This window comes from Paenarthrobacter sp. CM16, from assembly GCF_013179505.1.
GTDB lineage: Bacteria > Actinomycetota > Actinomycetes > Actinomycetales > Micrococcaceae > Arthrobacter.
In genome coordinates, this window is sequence record NZ_JABMCX010000148.1 from 1 (window position 1) to 11,900 (window position 11,900).

At 62.7% G+C, this 11,900-nt stretch carries 13 protein-coding genes; 11 read left to right on the top strand and 2 right to left on the bottom strand.

The window, feature by feature from the left end; translation table 11 throughout:
* The 4 genes from HP499_RS13880 to HP499_RS13895 all read left to right on the top strand — a co-directional run.
* Nucleotides 1-810 (top strand): pectinesterase family protein (locus tag HP499_RS13880; protein WP_253951583.1); only part of this gene is annotated, 810 nt, incomplete at its 5' end.
* A 1-nt stretch (nucleotide 811) separates the two neighbouring features.
* A complete protein-coding gene (locus tag HP499_RS13885; RefSeq protein ID WP_172324619.1) occupies nucleotides 812-2,305 on the top strand; it encodes a right-handed parallel beta-helix repeat-containing protein in 1,494 nt (497 codons plus the stop codon).
* Nucleotides 2,306-2,385: 80 nt separating this feature from the next.
* On the top strand, nucleotides 2,386-3,528 hold the full coding sequence (locus HP499_RS13890; protein ID WP_172324620.1) for a zinc-dependent alcohol dehydrogenase: 1,143 nt from the start codon (nucleotides 2,386-2,388) through the stop codon (nucleotides 3,526-3,528).
* Nucleotides 3,529-3,561: 33 nt separating this feature from the next.
* The gene (locus tag HP499_RS13895) at nucleotides 3,562-4,140 is read left to right on the top strand and encodes a hypothetical protein (RefSeq protein WP_172324621.1); all 579 of its coding nucleotides are present in this window, start codon (nucleotides 3,562-3,564) and stop codon (nucleotides 4,138-4,140) included.
* A gap of 91 nt (nucleotides 4,141-4,231) precedes the next feature.
* Here HP499_RS13895 and HP499_RS13900 read toward each other — a convergent pair whose 3' ends face one another.
* Entirely contained in the window at nucleotides 4,232-4,663 is a 432-nt protein-coding gene (locus HP499_RS13900; RefSeq protein ID WP_054808808.1) for a universal stress protein, read from the bottom strand.
* A 162-nt stretch (nucleotides 4,664-4,825) separates the two neighbouring features.
* Here HP499_RS13900 and HP499_RS13905 point away from each other — a divergent pair, with 162 nt between their 5' ends.
* Both HP499_RS13905 and HP499_RS13910 read left to right on the top strand, forming a co-directional pair.
* Nucleotides 4,826-5,632 (top strand): SDR family oxidoreductase, encoded by an 807-nt coding sequence (locus HP499_RS13905; RefSeq protein WP_172324622.1) that lies wholly within the window; start codon nucleotides 4,826-4,828, stop codon nucleotides 5,630-5,632.
* Between the two features lie 109 nt (nucleotides 5,633-5,741).
* The gene (locus HP499_RS13910; RefSeq protein ID WP_026541717.1) at nucleotides 5,742-5,951 is read left to right on the top strand and encodes a dodecin; all 210 of its coding nucleotides are present in this window, start codon (nucleotides 5,742-5,744) and stop codon (nucleotides 5,949-5,951) included.
* Between the two features lie 69 nt (nucleotides 5,952-6,020).
* Here HP499_RS13910 and HP499_RS13915 read toward each other — a convergent pair whose 3' ends face one another.
* Nucleotides 6,021-6,908: a helix-turn-helix transcriptional regulator gene (locus HP499_RS13915; RefSeq protein WP_172324623.1), complete on the bottom strand. Its 888-nt coding sequence runs from the start codon at nucleotides 6,906-6,908 to the stop codon at nucleotides 6,021-6,023.
* A 184-nt stretch (nucleotides 6,909-7,092) separates the two neighbouring features.
* Here HP499_RS13915 and HP499_RS13920 point away from each other — a divergent pair, with 184 nt between their 5' ends.
* From HP499_RS13920 to HP499_RS13940, 5 genes are read left to right on the top strand one after another with little or no spacing between them, the layout of a single operon-like run.
* Nucleotides 7,093-7,914: an aldo/keto reductase gene (locus HP499_RS13920; protein ID WP_172324624.1), complete on the top strand. Its 822-nt coding sequence runs from the start codon at nucleotides 7,093-7,095 to the stop codon at nucleotides 7,912-7,914.
* A 14-nt stretch (nucleotides 7,915-7,928) separates the two neighbouring features.
* On the top strand, nucleotides 7,929-8,900 hold the full coding sequence (locus tag HP499_RS13925; RefSeq protein ID WP_172324625.1) for an aldo/keto reductase: 972 nt from the start codon (nucleotides 7,929-7,931) through the stop codon (nucleotides 8,898-8,900).
* Nucleotides 8,897-9,919, top strand: a complete 1,023-nt coding sequence (locus HP499_RS13930) for an NAD-dependent epimerase/dehydratase family protein (RefSeq protein WP_172324626.1) — start codon at nucleotides 8,897-8,899, stop codon at nucleotides 9,917-9,919. The genes HP499_RS13925 and HP499_RS13930 overlap by 4 nt, the downstream gene beginning before the upstream one ends.
* Before the next feature lie 60 nt (nucleotides 9,920-9,979).
* The gene (locus tag HP499_RS13935) at nucleotides 9,980-10,810 is read left to right on the top strand and encodes an aldo/keto reductase (protein WP_172324627.1); all 831 of its coding nucleotides are present in this window, start codon (nucleotides 9,980-9,982) and stop codon (nucleotides 10,808-10,810) included.
* 2 nt (nucleotides 10,811-10,812) lie between these two features.
* Nucleotides 10,813-11,856, top strand: coding sequence for a beta-propeller fold lactonase family protein (locus HP499_RS13940; protein ID WP_172324628.1), 1,044 nt, complete (start codon nucleotides 10,813-10,815; stop codon nucleotides 11,854-11,856).
* The last annotated feature ends 44 nt before the right edge of the window (nucleotides 11,857-11,900 follow it).

The following is an 11,900-nucleotide window of genomic DNA, read 5'->3' on the forward strand; positions in this document are numbered from 1 at the left end:
TGGGCTGACCGGCCCAACGTGACCCTCCAGGGAGCAACCGGCAACCCGTCCGACGTCGTGATTTCCTACGACACCCCGGCCAACGGCGCCAAGTTCTTCGGCGGCACGTGGGGCGCGGCGGGAAGTGCCACGCTCAACGTCCTGGCGGAAGGCACCACCGTTCGCAACCTCACTGTGGAGAACGCCTATGACGAAGCCGTCAACGGCGGCAGCCAGGCCCTCGCCGTCAGGACCGTGGCCGACCGCGTGGTTTTCGACAACACCAGGTTCCTCGGAAACCAGGACACCTACCTCGCCGACACCACCGGCCGTGACGCCACCGCCCGGACGTATCTGAAAAACTGCTACATCGAAGGCGACGTGGACTTCCTCTACGGCCGCGGCACCGCGGTCTTTGACGGTTGCACCATCCATTCCCTGGACCGTGGCAGCGACACCAACAACGGCTACATCGTGGCCCCTAGCACCAAGAACTCCAACCCGTACGGCTTCCTGATCGTCAACAGCACCCTCACCTCCGATGCCGCCCCGGGGACCGTCAGCCTGGGCAGGCCCTGGTTTGCCAGCAGCGATCCCAACGCGCACCCCATGGCCGTCATCCGCAACTCACAACTGGGCAGCCACATCGCGGTGCAGGGTTGGTCGGACATGAGCGGCCATGCTTGGACTGAAGGTCGCTTCGCCGAGTACAACAACACAGGTCCCGGGGCGTACATCAACGAGTTCCACCCCCAGCTCACCTCCCAGGAAGCACTGAAATTCACCAAGGAGACCTTCCTCGGTGGCTGGACTCCGGCGGCAGGTGCTTGAGATGGCGTACCCACACAACCCGGCCATCCGGCGTCGGACCCTTCTTTCCGCCGGACTCGCCGCCGGCACCTTGGCCTCCACAGGCCTGCTAGGAGCGGCTACGCGGGCTGCCGCGGCTGAAGATGTTCAGCCGGGCTCGGGCTCCAACGGGTTCAGGGAAGCCGGACTTCCCATCGACCGCGGGCCCATCAACGGCGGGCCCATCAACGGCGGGCAAGGCGGCGCGTGGACCGTGACGCCCACCGGGTTCGCCGGCGTCGCATCCCACGGCCGTGCCGGCACCACGGGCGGGGCGGGCGGCAGGTTGGTCCACGCCCACACGCCTGAGCAGCTCCGCGCCTTCGCCAAGAGCACCGAAGCGTTGGTGGTGATCCTGCACGGAGAGCTTCTCTTCCCGCAGTACGAAAAACTAGCGGTGACGTCCAACAAATCCTTCTTCGGCGCAGGCGAAGGAGCTGCGGTGGTCAATGCCGGGTTCAAGCTGGTAAACGTCGCCAACGTCGTGTTCCGCAACTTCACTGTCCGGGATTCCTACATTCCCGGCGATTTTGTGGGGAAGCGCCCTGACAATGACAGGGACGGGATCCAGATGGACACCAGCACCCACGTTTGGGTGGACCATATGCACTTCACCCGATTGGGCGACGGCCTGGTGGATATCCGCAAGGACTGCGATAACGTCACGCTGTCCTGGAACGTGTTCTCGGACCACAACAAGGCCCTTGGCGAGGGCTGGACCCAGAACGTGGTCACCCGACTGACGCTGCATCACAACTGGATCCGGAACACCCACCAGCGCAATGCCAGCCTGGACAACACTGCGGCATCCCACGTCTTCAACAATTACCTGGAGAACATCTCCAGCTATGGGATGTTGGGGCGGAACGCAGCCCTGCTGGTGGTGGAGGGAAATTACTTCCGGGACGTCCGGAATCCCCTGCACCACCAGGGACCCGGCGGCGAACTGGTGGCACGCAACAACGTCTTTGAGGAGTGCACGGGGAACACGGGAGAGGAACGGGGCGAGGCCTTCAAGCCCCCTTATCCCTACGACCTGACGCCTCCGAAGGCTCTCCCCGCGCTGGTGCGTGCTTTCGGCGGGCCCTTGGGCGGGACCACGCCTGCGCTCCGGGAAGTGTTGACCGTGGCGCTGGACGGCACCGGCGATTTTGCCAGCATCCGCGCGGCGATCGGTGCCATTCCTGCGAACAACTCCGGCCCTGTCACTGTGCTCCTGCAGCCCGGCATCTATCACGAGCCGTCGGTCATCTGGGGCGATCGGCGGAACGTCACCCTGGCCGGAGCAACAGGGAATGCCTCGGACGTGATCCTGACCAACAGCGAAGGTGTCACCCTCTTGGTGGCGGCGGACGGTTCGATGCTGAGGGACCTCACCGTCACTTCCGATACTCCGCAGTCCGGCCCTGTGCTGCTGTCCACCGGAAGGGACGTGACGCGCTCCAACGTAACGGTGCTGAACGGTACGGCAGGGTAAATGTCAAGGGTGGACTTCGTTAATAAGTACCCTTAGTGTTTTTACCGTATATCGACAGGCAGCTGTTGGAGGCGGCAAAAATGCGAGCAATGGTGTACCGCGGCCCTTATAAAGTTCGGGTCGAAGAGAAAGATATCCCCCGGATTGAGCATCCAAATGACGCCATAGTCCGGGTGACGGGAGCCGCGATCTGCGGCTCGGACCTGCACCTGTATCACGGCATGATGCCCGATACCCGGGTGGGAATGACCTTCGGGCATGAATTCGTGGGAGAGGTCCACGAGGTCGGCTCATCGGTTGAAAACCTGAGCGTCGGGGACCGTGTGATGGTGCCCTTCAATATCTACTGCGGGTCCTGCTACTTCTGCGCCCGCGGACTCTATTCCAACTGCCACAACGTCAACCCGAACGCGACGGCGGTGGGCGGCATTTACGGGTACTCCCACACCACCGGCGGTTACGACGGCGGCCAGGCGGAGTTCGTGCGAGTGCCGTTCGCCGACGTCGGGCCCACCAAAATACCCGAGTGGATGGATCAGGAAGACGCGGTGATGCTCACCGACGCCCTCCCCACCGGCTACTTCGGGGCCCAGTTGGGCAACATCGAACAAGGCGACACTGTGGTGGTTTTTGGAGCAGGGCCCGTGGGGCTCTATGCCGCGAAGTCCTCGTGGCTGATGGGTGCGGGACGGGTGATAGTGATCGACCACCTGGAGTATCGCTTGGAGAAGGCCCGGACGTTCGCCCATGCGGAAACGTACAACTTCAACGAATACGACGACATCGTGGTGGAGATGAAGAAGGCCACGGACCACCTCGGCGCAGACGTGGTGATTGACGCCGTCGGAGCTGAAGCGGACGGCAACCTCACCCAACACATCACGTCCTCCAAATTCAAGCTGCAAGGCGGTTCGCCCGTTGCCTTGAACTGGGCCATCGATTCGGTCCGCAAAGGTGGAACGGTGTCGGTGGTGGGTGCTTACGGGCCGATGTTCAGTGCCGTGAAGTTCGGTGATGCCATGAACAAGGGGCTGACGCTGCGGATGAACCAATGTCCCGTGAAAAGGCAGTGGCCACGGCTGTTCGAGCACATTCAGAATGGCTACCTCAAGCCCAGCGACATCATTACGCATCGCATTCCGCTGGAACACATCGCCGAGGGATACCACATCTTCTCGGCCAAGCTGGATGACTGCATCAAGCTGATCGTGACTACCGTCTAGGCGTTCGGATCAGGCATAGCAAGGAGGAACATCATGCCGTACACAGCAGAAAGGCCGATCCCGCGGCCGACGCCTGAAGAACTGCGGGCCAAAATCCCGGGGTGGGGCGTCGATCTGGACCCCAAGGACCGGCCGTCTTTCCCACGCGAGCAGCGCGGGATTCCCACCGGTGCGCACTGGGACTTCCCGGAGCGCCAAGAAGAAAAGTGGCCCCGGGAACGCTCTGTTGAGCACAAATTCCTGACGCCTGTTTTTGGAACATCCACGCCGCCAAAGGGCGTTTCAGGTGCCATCCGGAAATACGCCTATAAGTACAGCGAGGGGCGGGCCGCGCACTGGCTGCTCCTGATCGCGGGTGACCGGGTTGATGCCTGGGAAAGCCACCTGCGGTCCTTCGGCACGCTGCACCCGGACAACCCGATCACCGAAACCGGCGTGCTGAGCGAGTTCAAGAACCGGGGCATGGCTTCACGGTGGGGCAGGAAGCGGGCGGACACCAAGCACCAGTGGATGGACCCGATCATCGTTGCCGGACCGTGGCTGCTGGTGGGCACCGGTGTGGTCCTGGCCCTCAAGGGCATCACGAAGGCCACCCGTAAGACCCGCCGCTAAGCCCAGCTACGCCGCCCGGAACCCAACTGAGTAACAGCAGATGCCGTTCTGAGCGCTCAAAACGGCACCTGCTGCTACCTACATGGGTTGGCTATGCGTCGACGTCGGTGTTCACGATGTAGACGTCGCACGGAGCACCGTGGGCCACGCTGTTGGCGATGCTGCCCAGGACGCGGCCCAAGCCCTTCATGCGCTTGTTGCCCACCACGATCAGCGACGCGTTGTTGGTCTCGGCGTAGTTGATGAGGGCGTTGGCCGGTGTACCGCGGGCCGCGAAGTACTTGATGTTGCCGGCGGGAACGTCCAGCTCTTCGGAGACCTTGCGGGCCACGTACTCGGCGGAGTCTGCCGAGGATACGGTGATGCGATCGCTGCCGCTGCCGAATTCTTCGATCCGGTCATCGGAGAAGCCGCTGATCACGTGCAGTTCGGCGCCGAGTGCGGTGGCAAGCTTCGCTGCTGCCACTGCTGCGCGCTTGGCGGTCTCGCTGCTGTCAACGCCGACCACAATAACTTCTGACATGAGTACTCCTGGTTGTGGGGATTCACTGGGTGCTGCTGCAAAGAAATCTACACTCGATCACCTTCCGCCGGGATGACCCTTTTGCGCCGGGAGTGTTTACGGCCGGTGTCACTGGGTAGGGATACAACTATCGGAACGATCACACGACCGAAAGGCACGACAATGAGCGACGCACCTTTTTCCCCGCAGACCGCCATCGTCACGGGATCGGATTCAGGCATCGGAAAGGCCACGGCGGTGGCGTTGGCCAGGGCCGGCATGGACGTCGGCATCACCTGGCACTCGGACCAGCAGGGCGCAGAGGAAACCGCGGAGGAGGTCCGCGGCCTGGGCCGGAAAGCCGTTGTCCACCAACTGGACACCACTGATGTCCAGGGAACGGCCGCGGCCATCGACAAGCTGGCTGAAGAACTTGGCGGGGTGGACGTCTTCGTCAACAATTCCGGCACCGGCGATGGCACCAAATTCCTTGAGCTGGACTACGACACCTGGATGTCCACCTTGGACACCAACCTCAACGGGGCTTTCGTCGCCATGCAGACGGCGGCCAAGCGCATGGTGAAAGCCGGCCGTGGCGGCCGCATCATCGCCGTGACCAGCGTCCATGAGTTCCAGCCAAGGGTTGGAGCCTCCGCCTATGACGCTTCCAAGCACGGTTTGGGCGGCCTGATCAAGACCATGGCCCTGGAACTGGCTGAGCACGGCATCACTGCCAACAATGTGGCGCCGGGCGAGATCGCCACTCCCATGACCGGCCAGGAAGACGAGGACCCCAAGGGCAAGGAACGGCCCGGCGTGCCTGTGGGCCGGCCCGGTGATGCCCGGGAAATCGCCGCTGTGATCGCTTTCCTGGCGTCACCGGATTCGAGCTATGTCAATGGCGCCTCATGGCCGGTGGACGGCGGAATGTTGCAGATGGGACCGCAGGCAGGTTCGCACATCACCAGCAATGATTGGCGCGAAAGCTAAGCCACTGCGGGCTCTGGCCGCGCGGTGATCCGTGGGCTAGTCTGCATGGACGGCCTGCCCAGGCGGGCCTGATTTTCCAGAGATTCGTAAGACGTTGATGAGGAGCACCATGGCTGGCCACACATATAGCGTTTCCGAAATTGTAGGAACATCCACCGAAGGCGTTGACGACGCCATTAAGAACGGGATTGCCACAGCATCCGAGACCCTGCGGAACCTGGATTGGTTCGAGGTCAAGGAGATCCGAGGCCACCTCGAGGACGGCGCAGTGGCCGACTGGCAGGTCACCATCAAGCTCGGTTTCCGCCTGGAGCGCTGATCACCTCAAGCGCTGATCACCCTCCCGCGAGTTGGCAGTTGACGCCCATGTTTTCCACAAACATGGGCGTCAATTGCCGTCTGGGCGGGCGGGTTGGGGTTCTGCTTCGGGAACAGCTGCGGCGGCCGCCTCGCCAAAGTTCAACAACGTCAAAGCGTCCGACGACGGCGAGCCGGCCTTGGCGGAATAGATCCTCAGCATCTGGTCGGGGTCGTCCGGGAGACTGAGCGTTTCAAAGTTCAGTTCCAGGTCTCCCACCACGGGGTGGTGCAGGCGAACGGTTCCTGCGGACCTGGACGTTACCCGGTGCCCGGCCCACCATTGCCGGAAATGCTCGCTGTGCACGGCGAGTTCGCCCACCAGTTGATTGGTTTGCGGATCATTGGGGTGCCGGCCCACGTCCATGCGCAGTGCCCCGACAGCCTCCGCGGCCACGGTCTTCCAATCCCTGAACAGCTGCCCTGCCATGGGATCCAGGATGATCCAGCGGGTCAGGTTCCGCTCCGCAGCAGGCAGGGACGTGAAGTCGGTGAAGAGCAGGTGGGCCATCCGGTTTCCGGCCAGGACGTCCGCCCGCCTGCCCAGCACCATTGCCGGAACATCCCCGACGGCGTCCAGCAACTGCCGTAGGGCGGGCCGGACTTTCTGGACCGGCCCCGGATTGCCTGCCGAACCCGCGCAGTGCTCCAGCAGGTCCATCATGTGCGCCTGTTCCCCTGCATCGAGGCGAAGCGCCCGGGCCACGGACTCGAGGACCGCTTTGGAGGGGTGGATGTTGCGGCCCTGCTCCAGGCGGGTGTAGTAGTCGGTGCTCACGCCGGAGAGCCGGGCAACTTCTTCGCGGCGAAGCCCGGGTACCCTGCGGGCACCGCTGGACTCCTGCGCTCCTGCGTCCTCGGGTGAGAGGCGGGCACGCATGACTTTGAGGAATTTACCGAACTCGGCGCTTTGACCCATCCGTCCATTCTGCCGTTCGGAGCGTGTGAAAGACCACCATTGTGGGTAGGACTATCAGACCTAGGAAAAACAGGATCAGGCTGTGTTGCTGACTCTGCAGGCAAAAGTGAATAGGCTCGGTACAGAGCCTCCGAAAACGCTTTCTGGAGTGTCACCCATCATCATCCCGTCGAAGGAGACCGTCATGCCAGAGCTGACATTGAACAACGGCGTCACCATCCCCCAGCTCGGATTCGGTGTCTTCCAGGTACCTGCTGAGGAAACGCAGAAGGTAGTGGAAGACGCTTTTGAAGCCGGCTACCGCCACATCGACACCGCTGCCGCTTACCGCAATGAGGCAGGGGTCGGCGCTGCCATCGCAGCCTCGGGCATTCCCCGCGAGGACCTCTTCATCACCACCAAGCTTCGCAATGGCGAGCAGGGCGAGGCCTACGACGCCTTCCAGCGCAGTCGCGATGCCTTGGGCCTGGAAGTCATTGACCTGTACCTGATCCATTGGCCGGTTCCGTCGCAGGGTCTTTACACACAGGCGTGGAAGGAGATGGAGAAGCTCTACCAGGACAAGCAGATCCGGTCGATCGGCGTCTCCAACTTCCTGTCCGACCATCTGGACACGCTTCTCCGTGAGGCAGACGTTGTGCCCGCAGTGAACCAGATCGAAGTCCACCCCACCTACCAGCAGGGCGAGCTGGCCAACAAGTGCCGCGACCTGAGCATCGCCGTGGAGGCGTACAGCCCGCTGGGCCAAGGCAAAGACCTGAATGCCGAGCAAGTGGCCTTGGTAGCTGCCGCGCACGGCACTACTCCTGCACAGGTAATCCTGGCGTGGCACCTGGCCCAAGGCACCATCGTGATCCCCAAGTCCGCGGACTCCAAGAGGATGCGCGAGAACTTCGGAGCAGCCGATCTGACCCTCACCGAATCCGAACTGGCCGCCATCACGGCGCTCGAGGCCGGCGCCCGCATTGGTTCCGATCCCGCCGTCGCAGCTTTCACGCAGCTCTAAAACTAAGGATGAAAATGCAGTACACCCACCTTGGCCGTTCCGGCCTGAAAGTTTCACGTCTTTGCCTGGGCACCATGAATTTCGGCCCGCAGACGGACGAAGCAACAGCCCACTCGATCATGGATTCCGCGCTGGATTCCGGCATCAACTTCTTTGACACCGCCAACGTGTACGGCGGGGCCGGGCACCGCGGCTGGACCGAGGAGATCATCGGCCGCTGGTTCGCGAAGGGCGGCGAGCGCCGTGAGCGCACCGTCCTTGCCACCAAGTTGTACGGCACCATGACGGACCGCCCCAATGAGTCCAAGTTGTCGGCACTGAATATCCGCCGCGCACTCGATGCGAGCCTGAAGCGGTTGCAGACGGACTACATCGATATTTACCAGTTCCACCACATCGACCGCGAGACGCCGTGGGACGAGATCTGGCAGGCCATCGAAGTGGCCGTCCAGCAGGGAAAGATCCTGTACTCGGGCAGCAGCAACTTTGCCGGTTGGCACATCGCGCAGGCGCAGGAAGCTGCCCGGCGGAGGAACTACACCGGCCTGGTGAGCGAGCAGTCCATCTACAATCTGTTCCGCCGTGAACTTGAACTTGAAGTCATTCCGGCGGCGCAGCAGTACGGCTTGGGCTTGATCCCGTGGTCGCCGCTGCAGGGCGGGTTGTTGGGTGGCGTGCTGAAGAAGGAAGAGCAGGGTGTTCGCCGCACTGAAGGCCGCGCACTGGAGACCCTCAAGAAGCATGAGGAGCAGATCCGCCAGTACGAGGATTTCGCGGATGAATTGGGCCACGCACCGGGAGATGTAGCGCTGGCTTGGTTGCTTCACCAGCCTGCGGTGACGGCGCCGATTGTTGGGCCTCGAACCCAGGAACAGCTCGACGCGGCCATCCGCGCCCTGGACGTCACCTTGAACGAGGATGAGCTCAAGCGCCTCGATGACATCTTCCCGGGTCACCGGACTGCCCCTGAGGACTACGCCTGGTGAGCAGCCTCTTACCTCAAGCGGACACCGTCTCGCCGCGGAACATCCTGTTCATCGGCGGGACCGGGGTCATCAGTGCGGCGGCGGCTGAACGCGCCGTCGCACTGGGCCACCGGCTGACCATCCTCAACAGGGGAAGGTCAGCCGGCAGGCCGGTTCCGGAGGGCGCGGAAGTCCTCCACGCGGACGTCCGGGATGCAGCCGCCGTGCGCGAGGTACTGCAAGGAAGGGAGTTCGACGCCGTTGCGGACTTCATCTCCTTCACCCCGGATCAAGCGCGGGCCGGCTTGGAATTGTTCCGTGGGCGGACCGGACAGTACGTCTTCATCAGTTCCGCTTCGGCATACCAGAAGCCGCCCACCACGCTGCCCATCCGGGAATCGACGCCGCTGAAGAACCCGTTCTGGCAGTATTCGCGGGACAAGATCGCCTGCGAGGAGTTGCTGTTCGAGGCATACCGTGAGCAGGACTTTCCGCTGACCGTGGTGCGGCCTTCCCATACTTATGATCGGACCAAGATCGCGATGGTGGGCGGGTGGACTGACATTCACCGGATGCGTGCCGGGATGCCCATCCTGGTGCACGGCGATGGGACGTCCCTCTGGACGCTGACCCACAGCAGGGATTTTGCCAAGGCCTTCGTCGGACTGCTGGGCAGGCCCCAGGCCATCGGTGAGAGCTACACGATTACCTCTGATGAGTTCCTGCCCTGGAACCAGGTCTACCGCTTGTTTGCGCGCGCGGCCGGGGTGGTAGAACCGGAACTGTTCCATGTTTCGTCGGAAACCATCGCAGCCCACAGCCCGGAGCTTGGTCCCAACCTGCTGGGCGACCGCTCCCACTCCGTGGTGTTCGACAACTCCAAGATCAAGGCACTGGTTCCCGATTACACGGCCACGATCCCCTTCGCGGACGGTGCCCGGGAGATCGTGGACTGGTATGACACCCATCCTGAACAACAGGTGGTGAAGGAGGATTTCATGGAGCTCAGCGACCGGCTTTATGACTGGTCGCGGCGCTAGCTGTTGCCAAGCAGCAACCGTCCAGCGTAGAAACAGAGAAACCCGGAGGAGACCAAGCCCATGACACTTGCCCCACTCATTGAACTCAACGACGGCTACAGAATTCCTCAACTGGGATTGGGGACCTGGCCGTTGAATGATGCCGAGGTAGCTGACGCCGTGGTGGAGGCGGTGTCGCACGGATACCGGCACGTGGACACAGCAAAGAAGTACGGCAATGAGAAGGGCGTGGGCGACGGCATCCGTGCTTGCGGAGTGAGCCGCGAAGAACTCTTCATCACCACAAAACTTGACGGGGAGTTCCAAGGTTCCGGGAAGGCTGCGGCTGGGCTGGAGGGGTGTTTGGAACGTTTGGGATTGGAGTACGTTGACCTCCTCTTGATCCACTGGCCGCTCCCCCGACGCGGCGATTTCGTCTCCACGTGGAAGACTTTCGAGGAACTCCGGGCCTCCGGCAAGGCACGGTCCATTGGCGTTTCAAACTTCAAGCCTGCCCACCTGGACCAATTGTTCCGCGAAACGGACGTGGTACCGGCGGTGAACCAGATCCAGGTGAGTCCCTCCATCCCCCGTCCGGCAGCCCGGGCCTACAACGAGCGGCACGGCATCGTCACGGAGTCCTATAGCCCGTTGGGTGCCAGCAGCGATCTGCTCAACGCACCGGTACTGGTCGGCATTGGCGGGAAGTACGGGAAGACGCCGGGCCAGGTAGTGCTGCGCTGGCATGTCCAGCAGGGCCTGGTTGCCATCCCCAAAACCTCGAATCCGCAACGAATGAAGGAGAACCTGGACATTTTTGACTTCGAACTGGACCACGACGACCTCACTCGACTGCAAACCCTCGACGCCGGTCCGGACGCCGGTGTGGACTCGGACGTACAGGGGCACTGACCATGGCTAACGAAAAGACACTGATCTGGGTTGGTTCCTACACTGCCGACAGGAATGCCAAGGGCGAGGGCATCGCTGCGCTTTTGGCTGAGGACGACGGCCGGCTGACGTCCCTCGGTTTGGCCGTTGCCGCCGATTCACCGTCGTTCCTGGCAGTGCATCCAACGCTTCCGGTGCTGTACGCGGTGGCCGAAGAAGCAAAGACCGTTCGCGCGTATCGCCGGACAGGCGACTCCGGGCTGGAGGAGTTCGGCGAGCCGTGGCCGGCCGGTGAAGCTACCTGCCACGTAGCAGCCGATCCACAAGGGCGGTTCATTGTGGCCACCTGTTGGGGCGACGGCCAGGTCATCCTTTATGAATTGGACGACGACGGCGCCATCACCTCGCGCACCAGCGCGGCAGCCGCCGTCGATCCCCACACCGCGACCTCTCCCGACGAGCAGCGGCCCAGCCGGGGTCACTCCAGCCTCATGCTCCCGGACGGCCGCGTCATGACCACGGACCTGGGGCATGATTTGGTCAGGGTATGGCAGTACTCGCCTGGCGAAGGCCTGCAACTGGACCATCAGGTGGTTTTGCCAAAGGGTTCGGGCCCCCGGCACATGGCCCTGCATCACAGCGGAACTGTCTTTGTGGACACCGAGTACTCTGTGGAGGTCGCAGCGGTCCGGATGGAACCGGATGGCACGTACGAGCTGGCAACCATGGTTCCAGCGAGTGCCTCAGGGGCCAAAGACGGCGACGCCGGCGCGGAGATTGCGTTGTCCCCGGACGGCCGCTTCGCCTATGTCGGCGTGCGGGGATCCAACCGCATCTGTGTGTTGAAGGTTTCCCACGGCGGGGCTGGACTGGAGCCGCTTGCGGAGGTTCCGTGCGGCGGCGAGTGGCCACGCCATCACCTGGTCCGCGAAGGCTGGCTGTACGTCGCCAACGAAGGCTCGGACGACGTCGTGAGCTTCAAACTCGATCCCGGGACCGGCCTGCCGGACGGCCCGGTGAGCCGTGTGGAGACAGGTTCTCCGAGCGTGCTGGTTCCCGCCCTTTAACTGACACCGAGACGGCAGTTAACACCCATGCTCCGCTCGAACAT